Here is a 22,380-nt window from a genome sequence, read left to right as displayed (position 1 = left end):
AAGCCCGCTCCCACATCTCGACCGGGTCCGGCCTGCAAAAAATAGTGTATTCAGGAGTTTCCAATGGCGAAGAAACCCGCCCCAGCCACCTTCATCAAAGACCCGCTCTGGTACAAGGACGCGGTGATCTACCAGGTACACGTCAAATCCTATTTCGACTCAAATAACGACGGTATCGGCGACTTCCCCGGCCTGATCGCCAAACTCGACTACATTGCCGACCTGGGCGTGAATACCATCTGGCTGCTGCCGTTCTACCCCTCGCCACGCCGCGATGACGGCTACGACATCGCCGAGTACCGCGGCGTGCACAGCGACTATGGCACCCTGGCCGATGCCAAGCGCTTTATCGCCGAGGCCCATAAGCGCGGCTTGCGGGTGATTACCGAGTTGGTGATCAACCACACCTCCGACCAGCATCCTTGGTTCCAGCGCGCACGCAAGGCCAAGCCGGGTTCGGCGGCGCGGGATTTTTACGTGTGGTCCGATGACGACCAGAAATACGACGGCACGCGCATCATCTTTCTCGACACCGAGAAGTCCAACTGGACTTGGGACCCGGTCGCCGGCCAGTACTTCTGGCACCGCTTCTATTCCCACCAGCCGGACCTGAATTTCGACAACCCGCAAGTCATGAAGGCCGTGCTGTCGGTGATGCGCTACTGGCTAGACATGGGCATCGACGGGCTGCGCCTGGACGCCATCCCTTACTTGATTGAGCGCGACGGCACCAACAACGAAAACCTCGCTGAAACCCACGATGTCCTCAAACAGATCCGCGCCGAAATCGACGCCCATTACCCTGACCGCATGCTACTGGCCGAAGCCAACCAATGGCCGGAAGACACCCAACTTTATTTCGGTGACAAAAAAGGCGATGACGGCGACGAATGCCATATGGCCTTCCACTTCCCGCTGATGCCACGCATGTACATGGCGCTGGCCCAGGAAGACCGCTTTCCGATCACCGATATCCTGCGCCAGACCCCGGAGATTCCCGCCAATTGCCAATGGGCGATCTTCCTGCGCAACCACGATGAACTGACCCTGGAAATGGTCACCGACAAGGAGCGCGACTACCTGTGGAATTACTACGCCGCCGACCGTCGCGCGCGCATCAACCTGGGGATTCGTCGGCGCTTGGCGCCGCTGATGGAGCGCGACCGTCGCCGAGTCGAGCTGCTCAACAGCCTGTTGCTGTCGATGCCCGGCACACCGACCCTGTATTACGGCGATGAAATCGGCATGGGCGATAACATCTACCTGGGCGACCGCGATGGCGTGCGCACGCCGATGCAGTGGTCCATCGACCGCAACGGCGGCTTCTCCCGCGCCGACCCGGCCAGCCTGGTGCTGCCGCCAATCATGGACCCGCAATACGGCTATCAGTCGGTCAATGTCGAGACCCAGGCCCAAGACCCTCACTCCTTGCTCAACTGGACCCGGCGCATGTTGGCGGTGCGCAAGCAGTCCAAGGCGTTTGGCCGTGGCAGCTTGAAGATGCTCTCGCCGAGCAACCGCCGCATCCTCGCCTATACCCGTGAATTCACTGGAGAGGACGGGCGTACGGAAATCATCCTGTGCGTGGCCAACGTTTCGCGCAGTGCCCAGGCCGCCGAGCTGGACCTGTCGGCATTTGCCGGCATGGTGCCGGTGGAGATGCTCGGCGGGAATGCCTTCCCGCCCATCGGCCAGCTGAATTTCCTGCTGACCCTGGCGCCGTACGGCTTCTATTGGTTTGTATTGGCGGCGCAAAACCAGATGCCCAGCTGGCATGTGGAACCGGCGCAAAGCATGCCGGACTTCACCACACTGGTACTGAAAAAACGCATGGAAGAACTCTTGGAAGCACCCTGCCGCGCGAGCCTTGAGCACACTTCGTTGCCGGCCTGGCTGCCCAAACGCCGCTGGTTCGCGGGCAAGGACACGGCCATCGACAGCGTGCACATTTCCTACGGTGTGCGCTTTGGCGACCCGCAGCACCCGGTTTTGCTCAGTGAGATCGACGTGACCAGCGGCGGTCAGGTCAGCCGTTACCAGCTGCCGTTTGGCTTCCTGGGTGAAGATCAGTTCACCAGTGCCTTGCCCCAGCAGTTGGCGCTGGCCAGGGTACGCCGTGCACGCCAAGTGGGCTTGGTGACGGATGCGTTTAGCCTGGAGCATTTCATTCGTGCGGTGATTCAGGGTTTGCAAGCCGGTACGGTAGTGAACAGCAGTGACGGCGACCTACGGTTTGAAGCCACGCCGCACCTGGCCAGGCTGCAACTGACAGACGAGTCCGAAGTGCGCTACCTCTCGGCCGAACAGTCCAACAGCTCAGTGGTGGTGGGCGAAAGCCTGGTGCTCAAGCTGATCCGCAAAGTCGCCAGCGGCGTTCACCCAGAGTTGGAGATGAGCGCCTACCTCACGGCCGCCGGCTACCCGAATATCTCGCCCTTGCTGGGCTCGGTGATTCGCCGCGATGGGGCAGGGCAAGACAACCTGTTGATGATTGCCCAGGGATACCTGAGCAACCAGGGCGATGCCTGGGCCTGGACGCAAAACAGCCTGGAGCGGGCGATTCGCGATGAACTGGCGGTGGCCATGTCCGAACAGGAGCAGCATTACAACGCTCTGGGCGAGTTGCAGGATTTCGCCGGGCTATTGGGTCAGCGCTTGGGTGAGATGCATGGGGTGCTGGGGGCAAAAACCACTGACAAGGATTTCAACCCCGAGGTCACTACCGCCAAGGATACCCAAGCCTGGGCCAAGGACGTGGGCGCGCAGCTTGAACGAGCGCTGCACTTGCTCGAACTTGCGCAAACCCAGTTGAACCCTGCCGACCAGGCGCTGGTCAGTGAGTTGCTGGCACAGAAAAAAGCCATTGCCGCTCACACCAAGGCGTTGGCCAAAGCCACCTTGGGCGGGCTGCGTATCCGGGTCCATGGCGATTTGCACTTGGGCCAGGTGCTGGTGGTGAAAGGCGATGCCTATTTGATCGACTTTGAAGGCGAACCGGCGCGCCCGTTGCATGAGCGGCGGGGCAAGCACAGCCCGTATAAAGATGTCAGCGGAGTGCTGCGTTCTTTCGACTACGCGGCAGCGATGGCGCTGAACGGGCAGGGGGTGGATCAATCGCCCGAAGCCGACCAGGCGCGCAAGCGCGTGACCGATCGTTATCTCAAGGAAGCGCGCCAGGCATTTATCCAGGCTTATCAGTCAGCTACGTCTACACTGGCGCATGACTGGCAGGAAGCCAACGGCCAGGATGCTGCGCTGACGTTGTTCAGCCTGGAGAAGGCCGCGTATGAAGTGGCCTACGAAGCAGAGAATCGCCCAACCTGGCTACCGGTGCCCCTGCAAGGGTTGCACGGTTTGCTCAGTGGGCTTGCACCTATGTCGAATACTGCACGCGGTGGGGAGACGTCATGAGCTTTACACATAAAGAACCGCTGCAGCCAAAGTTGACTGCACTGCCGGCATCCAAGGATGTCGAGGCGCTGGTACGCGCCGAACACCATGACCCGTTTTCGATTCTCGGGCCCCATGACGATGAACAGGGCGGCCAGTTTATCCGCGCCTTTTTGCCGGAAGCCTTGAGCGTTCAAGTGCTGGCGCGGGATAACGGCGAACCGATTGGCAGCCTGGAGGCGACCCAGGTGCCGGGTTTGTTTGTCGGGCACTTCACTCATCGCCAGCCTTACTTGCTCAAGATCCAGTGGGCCGGTGGCGAGCAGATCACCGAAGACCCCTACAGTTTCAACCAGCTATTGCTGGGGGAAATGGACCTGTACCTGTTTGCCGAAGGCAATCACCGTGACCTGAGCAGTTGTCTCGGGGCGCAGGTGACCAGCGTCGATGGCGTGCAGGGTGTACGTTTTGCCGTGTGGGCACCGAACGCACGGCGTGTGTCGGTGGTGGGCGACTTCAATATCTGGGACGGTCGCCGTCACCCGATGCGCCTGCGCCATCCGTCCGGCGTGTGGGAAATCTTTATCCCACGCCTGCAACCGGGCGCGGCCTACAAGTACGAGATTCTTGGCGCCAACGGCATCCTGCCTCTGAAGGCCGACCCGATGGCGTTGGCGACTCAGCTGCCGCCTGACACCGCTTCCAAGGTTGCCGAACCGTTGCAGGTTGACTGGCAAGACCACGAATGGATGCAGGCGCGGGTCGAGAAGCAAAAGACCAGTGCGCCGCTGTCGATCTACGAATTGCACGTCGGCTCGTGGCAGTGTGAATTGGACGAGGTGGGCGAAGTCGCGCGCCAATACAACTGGCGCGAACTGGCCGAACGCCTGATTCCCTACGTGCAGCAACTGGGTTTCACCCATATCGAGCTGATGCCGATCATGGAGCACCCCTTTGGCGGCTCCTGGGGTTACCAGGCACTGTCGCAATTTGCGCCGACGGCACGGTTTGGCTCACCGGAAGATTTTGCCTACTTCATCAACGCCCTGCATCGCGCCGATATCGGGGTGATCCTGGATTGGGTGCCGGCGCATTTTCCCACCGATACCCACGGGCTGGCCCAATTCGACGGCACCGCGTTGTACGAATATGCCAACCCGCTGGAAGGCTTCCACCAGGACTGGGACACCCTGATCTACAACCTCGGCCGTACCGAAGTGCACGGCTTTATGCTGGCCTCTGCGTTGCACTGGCTTAAACACTTCCATATCGATGGCCTGCGGGTCGATGCGGTGGCGTCGATGCTCTACCGCGATTACTCGCGCAAGGCCGGCGAATGGGTGCCCAACCGCCACGGCGGCCGCGAGAACCTGGAAGCCATCGACTTTTTGCGCCACTTGAACGATGTGGTGGCCCAGGAAGCGCCGGGCGCACTGGTGATCGCCGAGGAGTCCACCGCTTGGCCCGGTGTGAGCCAGCCTACCCAACAGGGCGGCCTGGGGTTCAATTACAAGTGGAACATGGGCTGGATGCATGACTCGCTGCACTACATCCAGCAAGACCCGGTGTACCGCGCCCACCATCACAATGAGCTGAGTTTCGGGCTGGTGTACGCCTGGTCTGAGCGCTTTATCTTGCCGATCTCCCACGATGAAGTGGTGCACGGTAAACATTCGCTGATCGACAAGATGCCCGGCGACCGTTGGCAGAAGTTCGCCAACCTGCGGGCCTATCTGGCGTTCATGTGGATGCACCCGGGTAAGAAACTGCTGTTTATGGGGTGCGAATTCGGCCAGTGGCGCGAGTGGAACCACGACCAGCAACTGGATTGGTACTTGTTGCAGTACGCCGAACACAAAGGCGTACAGAAACTGGTGGGCGACTTGAACCGCCTGTACCGCGAGGAGCCGGCGTTGCATGAACAAGACGACGCGCCCCAAGGCTTCCAGTGGCTGATAGGCGACGATGCGATCAACAGCGTCTACGCTTGGCTGCGCTGGAGCAAGGACGGTAAGCCGGTGCTCGTAGTCGCCAACTTCACCCCGGTTCCGCGCGAAGCCTATGCGGTCGGCGTGCCGTTTGCCGGGCGCTGGAGCGAAGTGATCAACAGTGATGCGGACACCTATGCCGGGTCCAACTACGGCAATGGCGGTGGGGTGTTCACCCAGGATGAGCCGCGTCACGGGCAGCCGGTGTCGCTGTCGTTGAATCTGCCGCCGCTAGGAGTGCTGATTCTGCGCCCAGAAGCGCCTTAAAGGCTCTACCGTGCTGGATTCTGTTGTCCGCGCTACTGGCAGGGTGCCACAATGGCGCCATTGTCGTGGCAGCAGAATCAGGCGGATTTCATGAATGGCCTTGGGCGTGGGCAGGACCAGGATTGTTTTATCGAAGAACAAGTGCGAACCGACCGTTTGCACCAGTTGTTTCGCCAGTCATTTGCGGCGATTTTCGGCAGCTACCTGGGTGCCGTCATGTTGTGCTGGCTGTGCTGGGACCGCTTCGATCACCAGGTCATCCTGATCTGGCTGGTGTCGTTGGCGGCTTCCACCTTGCTGCGGCTCAAGATGTTCATGGAGTGGTTTCGATGCCCCAACGTTGAGCGCACCCCGGATCGTTGGGAGCGGCGCTACTGGGTTTCGCTGATGCTGTCTGCCGGGATCTGGGGGTTCGGTGCATTGGCGGTGATGCCCACCGACGATCGGTTGTCCCAGGCACTGGTCATGCTGTTTACCGTGGGCATGTCGGTGAGCGCGGTGTCATGCTATTCGGCCTATCGCTACATGACGCTGGGCTCCATGGGCCTGGTGTTGCTGCCGTGCACGGTGTGGCTGCTGTTCCAGCCTTCGTCGATGCAAGTGGGCGTGGCCATTGCGGTACTGGTGTTCTCCACCTTTGTGGTCAGTGCCACGCGCAAACTGTCGGATGCCCTGGAAAAAGCCTTTCGCCTGACTCGGCAAATGGAACGGGCCCACAATATCTCCACCCGCGCCGCCCAGACCGATGAACTCACCGGGCTGATGAACCGCCGCGCGTTCTTCGAACATGCCCAGTTGTTGTACGACCAGTGCCGTCATAACCAGCAGCCGCTGTGCGCGTTGATGATGGACATGGACCACTTCAAAGACATCAACGACACCTACGGCCACCAGGCCGGGGACCAAGTGTTGCGCCAGATTGGCGGGGTGATCAGCGCTTCGTTCCGCCAGGCCGATGTGTATGGCCGCCTTGGGGGCGAGGAGTTTGCGGTGTTGCTGCCTAACACTTCGCTGGAAACGGCGCGGGATATCGCCGAGCAACTGATCAAGGCCATCTCCGGTATGGCCGCCGAACCGGTGCATGGCCTGACCGCCAGCCTGGGCGTGGCGTCTACCCGCAGCCAGGACCAGGACCTGCATGGCCTGATGAACACCGCCGACAAGGCGCTGTACCGCGCCAAGGCCCAGGGCCGCAACCAGGTGGCGGTGGCGGAGTAGGGCTCAGTCCCTGAGCATTGCCTTGGCCAGTGCCCGCGCGACCTGATCGGCGGAATAGGGCTTGGCCAGGAATTCAAACCCTTCATAGCCGCTGTCGGCCAGTTCTTCGCTGTAGCCGGAGGTGAGCACCACCGGCAAATCCGGGCGCCGCTCGCGCAACACCTTGGCCATGGCCACGCCGGTGATGCCTGGCATCACCACATCGGAAAACACCCCATCGAACGCCAGCGCCTGCGGGCCTGCCAGCGCCAATGCCTGTTCGGCGTCGGTGGCCCAAGTGGTCTGGTAGCCCAGGTCCTGCAGGATCTGGTTGGCGAAACGGCCGACTTCCAGGTTGTCTTCCACGATAAGGATATGGCGCAGCGCGGTGTCCTGGAGCAGGCCGTGGTCTTCCTGGGGCAGGTTTTGTTGCGCGGTATCGGCCGCCACTTGCGGCAGGTACAGGGTAAACACCGTGCCCTGTCCCAACGTGCTGGCCACATCGACGTTACCGCCGGACTGCTTGGCAAACCCGAACACTTGGGACAGCCCAAGCCCTGTGCCTTTGCCGACGGCCTTGGTGGTAAAGAACGGCTCGAAGATACGCTCCAAGGCGTCGCTCGCAATGCCGCTGCCGGTATCGGCCAGGGCGACGGTGACGAAGGGCTGCCGTAATTGGGCATCGCCACGGATGTGGGGCAGGGTCGCGACCGTGGCCACACGCAGGGTCAAGGTGCCTTGGCCGTCCATTGCGTCGCGGGCATTGAGGGCGATATTGATCAGTGCAGTTTCGAACTGGCTGGCGTCTACACGCACATGGCAGGGGCGCTCGGGCAACTCGACGTGCACGCGGATCCGTGCGCCAGTCACGCTTTCGAGCATCTCGCCGATGGCGCGCACCTGCAGGCCCACGTCGAAGACTTGCGGGTTGAGCGGTTGGCGGCGGGCGAAGGCGAGCAATTGGCTGGTGAGTTTGCTGGCGCGCTCGACCGTGTCGGACACCGCACCCATATAGCGCTGGCGGCGTTCTTCGGACAAGCCGGGCTGGCGCAGGAAGTCTACCGAGGAGCGAATGATGGTCAGCAGGTTGTTGAAATCGTGGGCCACGCCGCCGGTCAATTGGCCGATGGCTTCCAGTTTTTGTGACTGGCGCAACGCGGCTTCGGCCTGGGTGAGGGCATAGGTGCGCTCTTGAACCCGTTGTTCCAGGGTCGCGTTCAACTCGGTGAAGGCCGCCAGGCCTTCACGCACGGCGGCGTCGGCGCGTACACGCTCGATATGCGCCCAGGAGCGCTCGGTGACTTCTCCCACCAATGCCAGGTCGTAGGGCGACCAAACCCGGGCGCTCTTGTGATGCACGGCCATCAACGCGGTGAGGCGGCCATTCTTGATCAGCGGGAAGCACACCGTCGCCAGGGCGCCCAGGGCTTGATAGCTGGCGGCTTCTTCGGGTGCAAACTCGGCGCGATTGTCTTGCACCACCAGCGGCTGGCCAGCGCGCAATTGCCGCACGGCGCGTGCCCCGAAGGCCGCCAGGCTGTAGCGTCCCACAATGCTCGGCGAGCCGGGCGCGGCCCAGTTGCCGCGAATGGTAAAACCGTCTTCGTCGGCGTCCATGTCGGCGTAGGCGCAGTTCGACACCTTCAAGTGCTCGGCCAGCACACGCGTGGTGCTGGTCATGATGGCCTCGGCATCGGTGGCGTTGGCCACGGCGCTGCCCACAGCGTCGAGCACGGCCAGCCGGCGCGTCAGGAATACGGTGGCGGTGGTTTCGGTGACGGTATCCAGCATGCCCACGACTTTGCCCTGGGGGTCGCGGATCGGGCTGTAGCAAAAGGTGAAATACGCTTGTTCCAGGCCTGCGCCGCGTTCGATCAGGAGCGGGAAGTCTTCGATAAAGGTGGCATGCCCTTCAAAGGCCGCATTGGCGATGGGGCTGACTTCGCTCCACACCTCACTCCACACCTCATTGAACGGACGACCCAAGGCGTAGGGTTTGTCCCCCAATATCGGGATGAACGCGTCGTTGTAGAGCATGGTTAAATGCGGCCCCCACGCGATGGACTGGGGGAAGCTTGAGGCAAAGCAAAGCGCCACGGTGGTCTTGAGTACGTCCGGCCATTGTTCCAGCGGCCCCAGGGGCGTGCTGGCCCAATCATGCTGGCGAACCCGCTCAGCCATGTCGCTGCTGCTTTGCAGCCAATTCATCATTGGGAGAACACCTTGTTTGCCACGGTCTTGTCAGCCGCCGAATGGGCAGGCTATCAAGCTACAGACCGGGATGGCCGCTGGCAGTTCAGCGGAATTATCCATGAGATGGCAATTTGATGCTCTATTCAAATGCACAGCCTTGCGCAGCGACTATTGGGCGCCGAAAACCCCCGTCCAATAGATCCCGGCATCGCTTTTCGGGTCCATGGCATAGGCCGCGCCCAGTTCGCGAAATTGTGGGTTCATGAGGTTGGCGCAATGGCCGGGGCTGGCGAGCCAGCCGTCGACGACTTTGCGCGGAGTGTCGAGGCCGGCGGCAATGTTTTCGCCGATGTTCTTCGCGATGTACCCGGCCAGTTCGGCGCGGTCACCGGGGGTGCGGCCGTCGTGGTCTAAGTGGTCGAAGAAGTTGCCGTTGGCCATGTTGCGTGTGTGGCTATTGGCAGCGCCGGCCAGGTCTTCGTTCCACGACAACGGCGTGGTGGCGGTGAACGCCTGTGTACCGCACTGGCGCGGTTGTTCGCGGGCGGCGTTGATCAGGTTGAGCAGTTGCTTGCCTTCGGTCTGCCAGTCGCCCAGGCCGCTGGACAGCAGGGGGCGGGCGAGCACGATGCGCCAGTCCTGGCCGCTGTTGCTCACGCCGATATCGACAAATTGCGGGTCCAGCACCACCCGGCAGAAACTCTCGCGCACTGCCTTCATGGCCGCTTGCGCATCCTTGGGGCCCGACAGGCTGATGGCCTGCACGTTGACCATCGGGTAGGCCGCACGGGCCAACGACTGCTGCAAGTCGCCCACATTCGTGGCCGGCAGCACCAGCCGCGTATCGCTGGCCAGCGGCGGCAGTTCCTGGGAGCCCAGGTTAGCGCAGCGTTGGACCTGGCTGCGGTATTCGTTGATTTGTTGTACCAACTGACTTTCTTCATTCGCCATCGCGCTGGCGCAGAACACCGTAGTGGCGGCCAGCGTCGTCAGGCTCATCATCAATGACAGCACGCGCATGGACGTTACCCTTGAGCTTGAAAGTGCCCATGATGCGCGATGTAACCCAGTCTTGCGCAACGCCTTTTTTGTTTTTTTGCCTCAACGGGGTTTCTGTTGACGGTTTAGGGCGGCGATTGGGCGATAGGCCATCGCGCTGGCGATGAGGATTAGCGCCACTGCCACGGCAAAGGTCGTGTGCAGGCCAGTTGCCACAGATTGCGCCGAGGCGTGGCTGACATCTGGCGTGGCCCAGGCGAATACCGCGCCAAGGGCCGACGCGCCGCCAATCAGGCCAAGATTTCGCGACAGGTTCAACAACCCTGAGACGCTGCCACGGTGTGCGGGCTCCACGTCGCTCATCACCGCCGTGTTGTTGGCGGCCTGGAACAGGCTGTAGCCGCAGGTCAAGACCACCAGAGCGCCCAGGTACGCCAACAGGCCCGAGGTAAACGACAGCAACAGTGCGCCACACAACAGTAATCCCAGCCCGGCCATGATCACGCGCTGGTTGCCGAGGCGGTCGGTGAGGCGGCCTGCGGGTATGCCGGTAACGGCCGCCACGCAGGGCCCGACCGCCATGGCCAGGCCCATCCAGGCCGCATCGAGCCCCAGGCCACGGGACAGGTAGAACGGCCCGACCACAAAAGTGGCCATGATCACGGCGGCAATCAGGGCACTCATCGCCAAACCGGAGCGCAACGGTCCGTCTTTCAAGGCGGCGCGCAGGCCCAGGCCAGTAGCCACCGCCGTGCGCGGACGGTCTGTGGGCAAGTAGCGATAGGCGAACACAGCCGCCAGCAACCCCAGCGGCACACCGACTAGGAATAAGGCGCGCCAGCCCCATACGGCCAGCAAAACGCCGCCCACGCTGGGGCCCATGGCGGTGCCAACCGCTGACATTGTGCCGAGCAAGCCCATTACGCGGCCGGTGTGCGCCTTGCTGACCGTGTCGCCGACCATGCCTAGCGCCATGGCCATCATCACCGCCGCCCCCAGGCCTTGCAGGCTGCGTGCGCCGACCAGCCAATGAAGTGTGGGCGCGACGCCGCATAGCCCGCAGGCCACGGCGAACAGTAGTAGGCCTGCGAGCAACAATCGACGGCGCCCCCAGCGGTCTCCCAAGCGACCGGCAGTCACAATCACTGCGGTGATCGCCAGCAGATACGCCAGCACCACCCATTGCACGGCATTGAAGGAGGCAGCAAACGCCTGTGCCAGGCTGGGCAGGCCGACGTTGGCGATGCTGGTACCGAGGGAGGCCAGCAACATGGACAGGCACAGGCTCACGAGGGCACCGCGTGAAGAGGAGGGCATGGGCGATTCCTTGGGTGAGGGCGACTGTCACAAATCTACGGCGTCACCTAACATGGCGGAAGACGCACACTATGCAGTTAATACCTGCACCAAACGCCTGATTAGGAGCGGTGATGCCCGACCTCAATTTGCTGATGACCCTGGACGTGTTGCTCACCGAAGGCAGCGTCGCCCGTGCCGCCCAGCGCCTGGGCCTGAGCCCGTCGGCCATGAGCCGGGCGCTGGCACGCCTGCGTGAAACCACGGGCGATCCGCTGCTGGTGCGCGCTGGTCGCGGGCTGGTGCCCACACCACGGGCGATGGAACTGCGCGAACCGGTCAGCCGCCTGGTGCAAGAAGCCCACGCCGTGTTGCGGCCTGCTCGGGCACTGGACATGGCTCGGGTTGAACGCACCTTCACCCTGCGCGCCAGCGAGGAGTTCGTTGAACACATCGGCCCTGCTTTACTGGCGCGTATTGCCCAGGACGCGCCCGGTGTGCGCCTGCGTTTTGTGAATAAAACCGATAAAGACAGCGCGCTGTTGCGCGACGCCAGGGTCGACCTGGATACCGGCGTTGTCGACGCCGACGCCAGCCCCGAGTTGCTGACCCAAGCGCTGTTCCGTGATCGCCTGGTCGGTGTGGTGCGCAGTGGCCACCCCCTCAGCAAGGGCGACGTCAGCGTGCAGCGGTATGCGCAAGGCCAGCACGTCTACGTCTCACGGCGTGGCCGCGATCGTGGCCAGATTGACGATGCCCTAGAGGCCCAAGGCCTCACCCGGCAGATCAGTACCCTCGTCACCGGGTTCTCCAGTGCCATCGCCTTGGCCCGCCATACCGACTTGATCGCCAGCGTGCCGGAACGCTACACCGCCCATCAACGGGACGGCCTCTACTGCTTCGCGCTGCCGCTGGCCTTGCCCACCTTTACCGTGGCGATGCTCTGGCATCCAAGGCTCGATGCCGACCTGGCCCATCGTTGGCTGCGCGGATGTTTGCGTGAGGTCTGCGCGCTGCAACAGGTACAATCGCCGCTGCCTTGACGCGAAACCCCAGGAATTTGCATGTTCAGCCTTACCCGTTACACCACGCCATGCCCCGAGCCCATCAATGCCCAGATCCTGCAGATGGTGGTGGACAACCTCACCGACATCAGCAGCATCGCGTTGCCGCCGAGCAACCTGCTGTACAACATCTACCAGTACGCCATTGGCTTCGAGGTGCACCTGTACCTTGACGCGTTGAAGGGCGAAAAGGGGATTGCCGTCGAGCTGATCGTGGCGACGGAGGCGCAGGATCCCGAGAAGGTCATTGGTTTTGTGCTGTGCCTGCCCGTGCAGGATGATCCAGAGGCGTGTGGTGTGGTGTTCATGGCGGTGCAAGCCGGTTACCGGCGCCAGGGTGTGGCGCGGGCAATGATGCAGGACATACTGGGCCGTTATCCCCATGCGGAGTTGGCGTGCGCGGTGGAGAAGGTTGCGGCCTTTGAGTCCATGGGCTTTCAGGTGCGCGGCGCACGGGGTACCCAGGTGCTGATGAACACCCGGGATTACGGCACGGACGGGTTGATGGGCGTGCTGGATGTGGCGCCGATCTATGCGTCGCTGGAGGTGCGACAGATTCATACGTACCTGCTGCAAAAACATGGCAAGCGGGCCATGGTGGATGCGGAGAAGCAGCGGGATCGGCATTTGGATCAACTGGCGCGCAAGGTTCAGTTGTTTCTACAGAGTCGCAGCTGACATACGCCGGCTTCTCGTATGAGGTGAGCCGGCTTGCCTATGGTGAGCGGGCTTGCCCGCGAAAGCGGTGGGGGGTTGTTTGAGGCTGAAACTCAACCCTCTCGAAACAGGTCGTGAGCATCCAGCAAGCGGTAGGCGATCTCGGGGCGTTTTTCCATGCCGCGGCGAATCGCGGCGGGGATGGATTGCCGGGTCTTGCGGCACATACCGGGTAGCTCATCGATCTCGATATGAATGCCGCGCATGCTCTTGACCTCGGTGTGCCCTGGCGCGACATGCACGCGGATGCCCAATTGCTGGTACATCAGCTGTTGCATGCGCTCCAGGTCTTGCAGGCTCTTGAGGTTCTCGAGGCGTTCGAGCAGCTTTTTTTCTTCCTGGCGCGTGAGCTGCAGGATGCGCTGGTCGGCGCCTGGTGTTTCCAGCAGTTGCTCGCGATCACAGACACAGGCGCCGGGTGGGCAGGGTTGGCGAATGGTCATTTACCCTCCCTGCTTGGCTTTACTGTAGGAGCGAGCTTGCTCGCGAAGATCACAAGGGCGCTGCGTTTCGTCAGGATGCACGCGTAATCGTTGACGTTCTTCGCGAGCAAGCTCGCTCCTACAGGGGTTAATAGGTGAGTTGAACCCCAAGACTGCCCAGGGCCTTCCAATACTCAGGATAGGTCTTGGCCACGCAGTCCGGGTCTTGAATGCGGATCCCCGACACCTTCAAGCCGGCCAGGGCAAAGCACATGGCGATGCGGTGGTCGGCGTGGGTGTCGATAAGGGCATCGCACGAGGTGCCAGCCAGGGCAGGATCGCTGGCCACCAGCAGGTCATCGCCTTCGATGGTGGCCAGGCCTGGGCGGATTTCGTTGAGGCCGTCATGCAGCGCCTGCACGCGGTCGCATTCCTTGACCCGCAGGTTGGCCAGTTCGGTGAAGCGCACCGGGGTGTTGTTGAAGGCTGCCAGTACCGCCAGGGTTGGAATGGCGTCCTGCATCTGCGAGCCGACAACCGTGGCTTGCATGTTGGGGAACTGGGCGATCACGTCCTGGGCCTTGGCGTCTGGCTGGGTGAAGTCTTGGGCGGCGACGCCGATGTCGATGCGGCCACCGGTGAGTACTTCGGCCGCCCACAGGTAAGTGGCGGCAGAAGCATCCGGTTCGATCAGGTAGTCATGGGCGCTATAGCCGGTTGGGGCCACGCGCCACGTGGTGTCGTTGACGGCTTCGACCTGGGCACCAAAGGCGCGCATGCAGTCCAGGGTCAGGTCCACGTAGCCACGGGCGCCGATGTCCTTGCCGGTCAACGCCACTTCAATCGGTGCTTGGCCGCAGGCCGCCAGCATCAGCAGGGCCGAGACGTATTGGCTGGACAAGCCGCCGTCGATCTCGAACCGTTTGGCCTGAACCTTGCCCACGCCGTGCACGGTGACCGGTGGGCAACCGGTGGGGCTGTCAACCTGAATACCGTTCTGGGACAGGGTGGTCAGCAGCGGGCCAATTGGGCGTTTTTGCATGTAATCGTCGCCGGTCAGCACCACGGTGCCTTCAACGGTGGCCACGGCGGCGGTGAGGAAACGCATCGCGGTGCCGGCATTGCCGAGGAACAGTGGTTGCGCAGGCAATTGCAGCTTGCCATGGCCGGTGACGACAAAGGTGGTGTCGTCCGGCTCGTCGATGGTCACGCCCATCTGGCGCAGGGCCACCGACATATGGCGGGTGTCATCGCTCTTGAGCGCGCCACTCAAGCGGCTGGTGCCCTTGGCCAAGGCCGCCAGCAACAGGGCGCGGTTGGTAATGGATTTGGAGCCGGGGGGCGCGACCTTGCCATTGAGGGGGGCGTTGGGCGGTGTAACGGTCACGGTTTTCTGCGAACTCAAGGTACAAGGCTCCTGATTCAAGGCAAGGTGGTACGGAGTGGCCGACGGGCGGACCCGAATAATCGGCCAAAGCAGCGGTGCTTGTCGAGGCTTAGCGCTGGCTCAGCCAGTAATCATGCAGCGTGCGGGCGGCAGGTTCGATCTGGCTGACGCGCTGCTGGTGCGCCTGCACATCCAGGTCGGCGGGCAGCTCGAAGTTGTCCTGCTCGGCGCACCAGGAGATTTTCTCCAGTTCACCGGCCTGTGCTGCTGGCAACTCAGGCCAGTTGCCGATGGCCGCGCCACGGATATAGCCAAAGCACCATTCTTCGGCGAGGGTCACGGTGTTTCCCTGGTGTTCGGTGTCGTCGAAGCGCGCCTTGAAAGCTGCGGCATCAGTGGCCAGTTGCTCAGCCAGGGTGTTGATGTGGCGTACGCACAGTTCCAGGAAGCTCTGCGCCTCGTCCATGTTCTCCCACTCCGGGTTCTGCCCACCCCAGATGGCCGGGAACCACTCGGCCACATCCACCTGCACCGGGCTGGACACCAGCGCCGTGAAGTAGCCGTCGAGTTCGGCCAGGTTCAGCACCGAATGGTCGTCGCCGTACTTTTGCAGGGTGTCTTCGATAAATTCGAATTCGGCCGGGGTGAGGGGTTGGGCGTGCATGGGCATATCCTTTAAACGTCGAGCGCCGCAGGTGGGGCGGCTTAAAGCGCAAAGGATGGCGGGTGCGACAGGTTTTATCCAGCGTTTTCCCAGCGTACACACAGCTTGCTCACGCACATCGAGCCCACCACGGCGAGGATGATCGGCACCAGGAAGTCATGCTCGATACGGGTGAATTCCGCCACCAGCACAATCGCGGTCAGCGGCATGCTCATGCTGGCCGCCAGAAACGCCGCCGCGCCGATGATCGCAAACGCGCCCAACGGCACGCCCGGCCACACCAGGCTCCAGGCGCCACCGAGGATAATCGCCAGCAGCGCGCCATTGGCCAGGCCAGGTGTCAACAGCCCACCTTCGGCCCCGGCGCGCAAGCTGCTGGTGGTGATCAGTACCTTGACCAGCAACAACAGGGCGGCCAGGCCAAGGGTGAGCTCATTGTCGAAACCCAGTTGCGCCGGGCCTTTGCCATTGCCAAGAATCTGCGGCAGCCACATGGCCAGGGTGCCGATGAGTGTGAAGTTGATCAGCGCCAGCACCGGCAGGCGCCAGCCTCTTGCAGCATTCCCACGTGCCTTGCCGGTGAGGCGCGTGAAACCATACGCCGCCAAGCCGAACACCGGGCCGCACACCACGTCCCAGGCGATCAGCGCTGGGCTCAGCACAAAGTGGGGGATCACGTATTGCGACTCCGCCCCCAGCCCGATCCACGCTACCGATGCGCCAATCGCCGAGGTTGCCAGCGCAATCACCGCCGCCGGCCAACTGAACGCGCCCACCAGCACCTCCAGCACAAACACCGCGCCCCCCAGTGGCACGTTGTATACCGCGGCCAAGCCCGCGCCAGCGCCACAGGCAACGATCAGGCGATGCATCGGCGGTTCGAGTCGCGCCCGCTGGGATAACCAGGTGGCGGCCAGCGCCCCGACTTCCCGTGGCGCGACTTCACGCCCGAGGGGCGAGCCCAGGGCCACGGTGATGATCTGCAACAGGGCGTGGGCGAGGGTGGTCTTGGGCGGCATGATCGGCATTTTGTCCGACACCGCTTGCTTGACGCTCACCAATGGCCGGCCGTAGCGATAAATCGCCCACCAGCCCATGCCCGCGACCAGACCGCAGATCACCAAGACGCTCAGGCGGCGCTGGGGCGACGCCGCCGTCACCCCCCATAAAAAGGTTTCATGGCTGACCAGGCTATCGAGGCTGTAGCCGTAGGCCAAATGCTGGATGCCATGCAGCAGCAACGCCAGCAGCATTCCACCAAGGCCCGCGCCAATGCCGGTCAGCACGACCACCAGGGCCAGGATCAAGGATGAGCGAAACGTGGTCGGCATAGGCAACTCCAGGCAATGGCCCTGATTGTATAGCCGATACATCGCGCTTCCCGGCGCAAATGTAATGGCGCTGCATCAACCTTGCGCCCACAACATTCCATTACCTTTGCCAGTCCCGTTTTTGGCCGATGCGCCGTGGCGCACCCTTGTTATAGTTCGGGCCTTATCACTCGCCAGTCAGGGATCACTGCCATGTCCGAATACCAAGCTTTCGTCGTCGAACTCATCGGCAACGTTGCCCATGTGCAGATCAATCGCCCGGAAAAGATCAACGCGATGAACGCCGCGTTCTGGACCGAGATCATTGACATTTTCCAATGGGTCGAGGACACCGACGCCGTGCGCGCCGTGGTGCTCAGCGGCGCCGGCAAGCATTTCTCCTCCGGTATCGACCTGATGATGCTGGCCTCGGTGGCCAATGATTTTGGCAAGGATGTGGGCCGCAACGCGCGCCTGCTACGGCGCAAGATCCTTGAGCTGCAAGCCTCGTTCAATGCCGTCGACAACTGCCGCAAGCCGGTGCTGGCGGCGATCCAAGGGTATTGCATCGGTGGCGCCATCGACCTGATCAGCGCCTGCGACATGCGCTACGCCGCCGAAGGGGCGCAGTTTTCCATCAAGGAGATCGACATCGGCATGGCTGCCGACGTCGGCACCCTGCAACGTCTGCCACGCATTATTGGCGACGGCATGCTGCGTGAACTGGCCTACACCGGCCGCCAGTTCGGTGCCGAAGAGGCGCGCAGTATCGGCCTGGTCAACCGGGTGTATGCCGATCAAGAGAGCCTGTTGGCCGGCGTGCTGGAAATCGCCCATGAGATCGCCGCCAAGTCGCCGATTGCAGTCACCGGCACCAAGGCCATGATCAGCTACATGCGTGACCATACAGTCAAAGATGGTCTGGAATACGTTGCCACCTGGAACGCGGCTATGTTGCAATCCAACGACCTGCGCGTGGCCATCGCGGCCCATATGAGTAAGCAGAAACCCGAATTCGTGGATTGACTGACATGACCCCAGGCTGGATTACCACAACGCTGTTGGACAACGACACCCCCGGCGGCTGGGCCGTCGCCCGCAGTCGCGACGGCTTTTTACATGACACCAATGGCCCGCTGTTCCCCCGGGAATGGCTCAAGCGCCAGGACCTGTCGGTATTTGCCGAGCACGGCATCGGCCACCTTGATGGTGAGCCGGTGTACCTGCTTGAGCTGAACACGCCTGCCGAAGTGCCGGGTTGCAGCTGGCAGGGCCTGCGGGCCTTTATGCTGCAAGGCGACCACACCCTGTACAAAGTGCTGGGCTACGCCGCGCAGATCGGCACCTGGGCGCGGGAACACCGGTTTTGTGGCAGTTGCGGCCAGGCCATGGTTCAGGTGCCACGGGAGCGGGCGATGTATTGCCAGGCCTGCGACCTGCGCAGCTACCCACGGATTTCGCCGAGCATGATCGTGCTGGTCACCCGTGGCGACGAGATTCTGTTGGCGCGTTCGCCGCGGTTTGTGACGGGGGTCTATAGCACGCTGGCGGGGTTTGCCGAGCCGGGTGAGTCGGCCGAAGACTGCCTGATCCGCGAAGTTCGCGAGGAAGTGCAGGTGGAGGTCAAGAACATCCAGTACATGGGCAGCCAGTGCTGGCCGTTCCCCCATTCGATGATGCTGGGCTTCCATGCCGAGTACGCCGGTGGCGATATCGTGCCCCAGGCCGACGAGATCGAGGACGCGCAGTGGTTCAACGTGCACAACCTGCCGCCGTTGCCGGCGTCGCGCTCGATTGCGCGTTACCTCATCGACCTGTATCTGGCGCGGCGTTTAGGCCACGCTGAACCAGTGCTGCCAGGCTAGGCGCACGGTCAGGCCCAGCACCACGGTGATAAACACCGGGCGAATGAATTTGGCGCCGCCGCTGATCGCGCTGCGTGCGCCAAAGAACGCGCCGAACATCACGCAAATGCCCATGGTCAGGCCGACGATCCAGTCCACCGTGCCGTTGAAGATAAACACCGACAGTGCTGCCGCGTTGCTGACAAAGTTCATGCTGCGCGCCACGCCACTGGCCTTCACCAGATCCACGGGGTACATCAACATCGTGCTGACGGTCCAGAACGCGCCGGTGCCGGGGCCGGCCACGCCGTCGTAGAAGCCCAGGCCAAAGCCCTGGGTGGACTGCCATTTCTTCTTGATCGGTGCATCCGCATCCAATGGCGCCTTGGGCGTGCCGCCGAACAACAGGTACAGGCCGCAGCCGAACACGATCACCGGGAGCATTTTGTTCAGGGTTTCGGCGGGCAGGTAGTGGGCCACCACGGCGCCGGTCAGCGCGCCGATAAAAGTGCCGACGATGGCATGCACCCACTGGCGCGGGTGGAACAGCTTGCGGCGGTAGAAGGTGAAGCTGGCGGTGGCCGAGCCGAAGGTGGAACTGAGCTTGTTGGTGCCCAATACCAAGTGTGGTGGCATGCCGGCGGTGAGCAGGGCCGGGGTGGTAAGCAGGCCGCCGCCGCCAGCGATGGCGTCGATGAAACCGGCGATAAAGGCGACAAATGCCAGGATGGCGAGGGTGGTGAGGTCAACGCTGAGTTCGAAGGGCATGGGCAGGGCTTATGGTTGGCAGGGCGCTAAGCGAAAGGCGCCATCTTACTGCCAGAAGTATGGAGATCCAAATGTGGGAGCGGGCTTGCTCGCGAAAGCAGTGTGTCAGTCACAACATCTGTAACTGAACCACCGCTTTCGCGAGCAAGCCCGCTCCCACATTTTTAACCGCGATCAGCCGTGACGCTTGTCCAGCCACTCTAACGCCGTACGCCAGATACAAATCCCCAGGAAATACGCCGACATCACCGACCACAACCCAAATGTCCACGGGTTGGTATTCGGGTAATCCACCACCATCAAAAAGCTGCACAGCAACCAGATCGTGGTCACCGCAATATTGATCGGCATAAAACGCTTGACCCGGAACGGGTGCAAAAACTTCATCGGCGTCACCGTCAGCAGCGCCAAGCCGATCACGGTCAACAACGTGATCCAGGCCTCTGGCTGGATGATGTAGACGCACAACGCCACCACGTTCCACGCCGCAGGGAAGCCGACAAAGTAGTTGTCCTTGCTCTTCATGTTCACGTTGCAGAAGCAGAACAGCGACGACACCAGGATCACCGACACCGTAAACAGGTGGGTAAAGTCCGGCAGGTCGATATAGCGGTAGATAAACAGCGCCGGGATGAACACGTAGGTCAGGTAGTCGATCACCAGGTCCAACACCGAGCCGTCAAAGCTGGGCAGTACCGTGCTGACATTGACCCGTCGCGCCAGGGAGCCGTCGACACCATCCACCACCAGTGCCAGGCCCAGCCACAGCAGGCAGGCTTTTGGTGAGTTTTCCAGCAGCGCCAGGGTGGCCAGGAAGGCCAGCACCACGCCGGTGGCGGTGAAGCCGTGGGCGCCCCAGGCTTTGAGTCTGGCTACATGCAGGGTCGATATCACGGGCGGTTCTCCAAAAGGTGAAACGGGGCAGCCGACAGCGTAACGCCGTCGAGTCTGGCCAGGGAATGCAGGTATCGACCGGGAAGGGGGTAAGAAGGTTCACCACCCCGGCGTATCACTTAGCGTAGCAAGCGTGGGACGTTTCGGCATCAGCCCTGGCGGAACACCAGGGCCTTCAAGCCACTTTGGGCATCGATATCAGGAAATTCCGGTGGGTTTTCCAGGCGTTCGACAAAGCGCAGGCCGGGAGCCTCCTGGGTTACGCCGTCGATCAGGAAACTTTCGCCAAAGGCCGGGTCGTTCATGCACGCCAGTACCGTACCCTGTGCCGTGAGCAAATCCGGCAGGCGGCGCAGTACGCGCTGGTAGTCCTTGGTCAGCAGGAAACTGCCTTTCTGGAACGACGGCGGGTCGATGATCACCAGGTCATAGGGGCCGCTGTTGGTGACTTTGGCCCAGGACTTGAACAGGTCGTGGCCCAAAAAGGTGACATTGCCCAGGTCATGACCATTGAGGCGATGGTTGTCGCGGCCTCGGCTGAGAGCGCCACGGGCCATGTCCAGGTTCACCACATGGTCGGCGCCGCCTTCAATGGCCGCTACGGAAAAACCGCAGGTGTAGGCAAACAGGTTCAGCACGCGTTGGCCCTGAGCTTGTTCGCGTACCCAGTTGCGGCCGTAGCGCATGTCGAGGAACAGGCCGCTGTTCTGCTTTTTACCCAGGTCGATCAAGTAGCGCAGGCCGCCTTCGGTGATGGTCAGCTCATCGACCGGGTTGCCCACCAGCCATTCGGTGGTGCTTTGCGGCAGGTAGCGGTGTTGCAGGGCGACGGTGTAGGCGCTGAATTGGGTGTGCAGCAGCTGTTTCAAGGCGTCCAGCTGTGCCGGCTCGGGCTCCTTGAACAACGCCACCAGCAGCACGCCTTGCAGCCAGTCCACCGTCAGTTGCTCCAGGCCCGGCCAGCAGCGCCCACGGCCGTGGAACAGGCGGCGGGTTTCGCTGGGTGGGGTGGCCAGGGCGGTGAGCAGGTGGGCGTGCAGGGTGGCGAGTGCGTCTGGGTTCATCGTTAAACGTCGGTCATTGAGCGGGCGGCATTTTAAACACAATTGCGCTCCCTATGTGGGAGGGGGCTTGTGTGGGAGCGGGCTTGCTCGCGAAAGCAGTGTGTCAGACTAGGATGAGCCGACTGGCACACCGCCTTCGCGAGCAAGCCCGCTCCCACATTGGATCTTTTGTGCTTTTTAGACAGTGGCAATCNCCCCCCCCCCCCCCCCCCCCCCCCCCCCCCCCCCCCCCCCCCCCCCCCCCCCCCCCCCCCCCCCCCCCCCCCCCCCCCCCCCCCCCCCCCCCCCCCCCGCTCCCACATTGGATCTTTTGTGCTTTTTAGACAGTGGCAATCAGTGCAGGGCCAAATGCGTCCTTCAGGAATCCCGGTGCGATATAGCGCTCGTAATGCGCCTCGGACAGCAGGAAGAACTCCCGGTCAATCGCATCCCGCAAGTCGGCAAGATGGCGCTCACGAAACTCCGGCAATAACGCCAGCCCGTAGGCATCCAGCTTGGAAATCACCCGCGCGCCCCTGGCGATCAGTTGATACGCCCAGCAATACGGCGACTGGTGCGGCATGAAGCGGATCTTGCGATTTTCCAGTTGCTGGCGCAGCAGGTGCGCATCAAACACCTCGAGCTTGCTGGCCATCACTTGTACCAGCAGTTGCTCCAGGCGTAGCCATACCGCCTGCTTTTCCTCGGCGTTGTAGCCATTCCACTGGATGACTTCGTGGTGATAGCGCTTGCAGCCCCGGCAGACCAGGTCGCCGTAAACGGTGGAACACAGGCCGACGCATGGGGTTTTGATGGTTTGGTTGGGCATAGGTCAGTGAAACCGGATTAATGTGTGGCTTGCTGTGGCGAGGGAGCTTGCTCCCGCTGGGCCGCGAAGCGGCCCCAAAAGCTTGGGAGCGCTGCGCACTCCAGCGGG

General features: G+C 62.3%; 18 protein-coding genes. 7 read left to right on the top strand and 11 right to left on the bottom strand.

The features are described from left to right. Positions 1-63 precede the first annotated feature (63 nt). The 3 genes from treS to ACLD1Y_RS21655 are packed head-to-tail and all read left to right on the top strand — an operon-like array spanning position 64 to position 6,863. Positions 64-3,411 carry a maltose alpha-D-glucosyltransferase gene (gene treS, locus ACLD1Y_RS21665; RefSeq protein WP_429479854.1) on the top strand — a complete coding sequence of 1,116 codons (3,348 nt, stop codon included), beginning with the start codon at positions 64-66 and terminating at the stop codon, positions 3,409-3,411. Beyond that, a complete protein-coding gene (gene glgB, locus ACLD1Y_RS21660; protein WP_429479853.1) occupies positions 3,408-5,645 on the top strand; it encodes a 1,4-alpha-glucan branching protein GlgB in 2,238 nt (745 codons plus the stop codon). Before treS ends, glgB begins: the two co-directional genes overlap by 4 nt. 51 nt (positions 5,646-5,696) lie before the next feature. Further along, positions 5,697-6,863, top strand: a complete 1,167-nt coding sequence (locus tag ACLD1Y_RS21655; RefSeq protein WP_429479852.1) for a GGDEF domain-containing protein — start codon at positions 5,697-5,699, stop codon at positions 6,861-6,863. A gap of 3 nt (positions 6,864-6,866) precedes the next feature. Here ACLD1Y_RS21655 and ACLD1Y_RS21650 read toward each other — a convergent pair whose 3' ends face one another. The 3 genes from ACLD1Y_RS21650 to ACLD1Y_RS21640 all read right to left on the bottom strand — a co-directional run bounded on the left by ACLD1Y_RS21650 (position 6,867) and on the right by ACLD1Y_RS21640 (position 11,351). Next, entirely contained in the window at positions 6,867-9,053 is a 2,187-nt protein-coding gene (locus tag ACLD1Y_RS21650; protein WP_429479851.1) for a GAF domain-containing protein, read from the bottom strand. A 150-nt stretch (positions 9,054-9,203) separates the two neighbouring features. Beyond that, positions 9,204-10,055, bottom strand: a complete 852-nt coding sequence (locus tag ACLD1Y_RS21645) for a CAP domain-containing protein (protein ID WP_429479850.1) — start codon at positions 10,053-10,055, stop codon at positions 9,204-9,206. An 81-nt stretch (positions 10,056-10,136) separates the two neighbouring features. Next, positions 10,137-11,351: an MFS transporter gene (locus ACLD1Y_RS21640; protein WP_429479849.1), complete on the bottom strand. Its 1,215-nt coding sequence runs from the start codon at positions 11,349-11,351 to the stop codon at positions 10,137-10,139. A gap of 113 nt (positions 11,352-11,464) precedes the next feature. Here ACLD1Y_RS21640 and ACLD1Y_RS21635 point away from each other — a divergent pair, with 113 nt between their 5' ends. After that, the gene (locus ACLD1Y_RS21635; protein WP_429479848.1) at positions 11,465-12,373 is read left to right on the top strand and encodes a LysR family transcriptional regulator; all 909 of its coding nucleotides are present in this window, start codon (positions 11,465-11,467) and stop codon (positions 12,371-12,373) included. Positions 12,374-12,394: 21 nt separating this feature from the next. After that, complete coding sequence (locus ACLD1Y_RS21630) at positions 12,395-13,072, top strand: GNAT family N-acetyltransferase (protein WP_429479847.1); 678 nt, start codon at positions 12,395-12,397, stop codon at positions 13,070-13,072. Positions 13,073-13,164: 92 nt separating this feature from the next. Here ACLD1Y_RS21630 and ACLD1Y_RS21625 read toward each other — a convergent pair whose 3' ends face one another. The 4 genes from ACLD1Y_RS21625 to ACLD1Y_RS21610 form a co-directional block, all read right to left on the bottom strand. Beyond that, positions 13,165-13,554: a hypothetical protein gene (locus ACLD1Y_RS21625; protein ID WP_429479846.1), complete on the bottom strand. Its 390-nt coding sequence runs from the start codon at positions 13,552-13,554 to the stop codon at positions 13,165-13,167. 127 nt (positions 13,555-13,681) lie between these two features. Continuing rightward, entirely contained in the window at positions 13,682-14,938 is a 1,257-nt protein-coding gene (gene aroA, locus ACLD1Y_RS21620; RefSeq protein WP_429479845.1) for a 3-phosphoshikimate 1-carboxyvinyltransferase, read from the bottom strand. A gap of 91 nt (positions 14,939-15,029) precedes the next feature. Then, positions 15,030-15,584, bottom strand: coding sequence for a UPF0149 family protein (locus tag ACLD1Y_RS21615; protein WP_429479844.1), 555 nt, complete (start codon positions 15,582-15,584; stop codon positions 15,030-15,032). 74 nt (positions 15,585-15,658) lie between these two features. Continuing rightward, entirely contained in the window at positions 15,659-16,915 is a 1,257-nt protein-coding gene (locus ACLD1Y_RS21610; RefSeq protein ID WP_429479843.1) for a chloride channel protein, read from the bottom strand. Between the two features lie 192 nt (positions 16,916-17,107). Here ACLD1Y_RS21610 and ACLD1Y_RS21605 point away from each other — a divergent pair, with 192 nt between their 5' ends. Together ACLD1Y_RS21605 and nudC are read left to right on the top strand one after the other, a co-directional pair. Further along, positions 17,108-17,920, top strand: coding sequence for a crotonase/enoyl-CoA hydratase family protein (locus ACLD1Y_RS21605; protein ID WP_429479842.1), 813 nt, complete (start codon positions 17,108-17,110; stop codon positions 17,918-17,920). A gap of 5 nt (positions 17,921-17,925) precedes the next feature. Beyond that, positions 17,926-18,759 (top strand): NAD(+) diphosphatase, encoded by an 834-nt coding sequence (nudC, locus tag ACLD1Y_RS21600; protein WP_429479841.1) that lies wholly within the window; start codon positions 17,926-17,928, stop codon positions 18,757-18,759. On the opposite strand, the gene ACLD1Y_RS21595 is transcribed toward nudC, so the two are convergent. From ACLD1Y_RS21595 to ACLD1Y_RS21580, 4 genes are all read right to left on the bottom strand, one after another. After that, the gene (locus tag ACLD1Y_RS21595; RefSeq protein ID WP_185709114.1) at positions 18,727-19,506 is read right to left on the bottom strand and encodes a TSUP family transporter; all 780 of its coding nucleotides are present in this window, start codon (positions 19,504-19,506) and stop codon (positions 18,727-18,729) included. The genes nudC and ACLD1Y_RS21595 overlap by 33 nt on opposite strands. A gap of 174 nt (positions 19,507-19,680) precedes the next feature. Beyond that, positions 19,681-20,400 (bottom strand): phosphatidylcholine synthase, encoded by a 720-nt coding sequence (gene pcsA, locus ACLD1Y_RS21590; protein ID WP_429479840.1) that lies wholly within the window; start codon positions 20,398-20,400, stop codon positions 19,681-19,683. A 149-nt stretch (positions 20,401-20,549) separates the two neighbouring features. Continuing rightward, positions 20,550-21,464 carry a class I SAM-dependent methyltransferase gene (locus ACLD1Y_RS21585; RefSeq protein ID WP_429479839.1) on the bottom strand — a complete coding sequence of 305 codons (915 nt, stop codon included), beginning with the start codon at positions 21,462-21,464 and terminating at the stop codon, positions 20,550-20,552. 319 nt (positions 21,465-21,783) lie between these two features. After that, positions 21,784-22,272 (bottom strand): DUF1289 domain-containing protein, encoded by a 489-nt coding sequence (locus tag ACLD1Y_RS21580; RefSeq protein WP_429479838.1) that lies wholly within the window; start codon positions 22,270-22,272, stop codon positions 21,784-21,786. Between the last annotated feature and the right edge of the window lie 108 nt (positions 22,273-22,380).

It is taken from the genome of Pseudomonas sp. 18175 (assembly GCF_050432925.1).
GTDB lineage: Bacteria > Pseudomonadota > Gammaproteobacteria > Pseudomonadales > Pseudomonadaceae > Aquipseudomonas.
The sequence above is the reverse complement of the archived record's forward strand: the minus strand, read 5'-3'. Positions and strand labels throughout refer to the sequence as shown.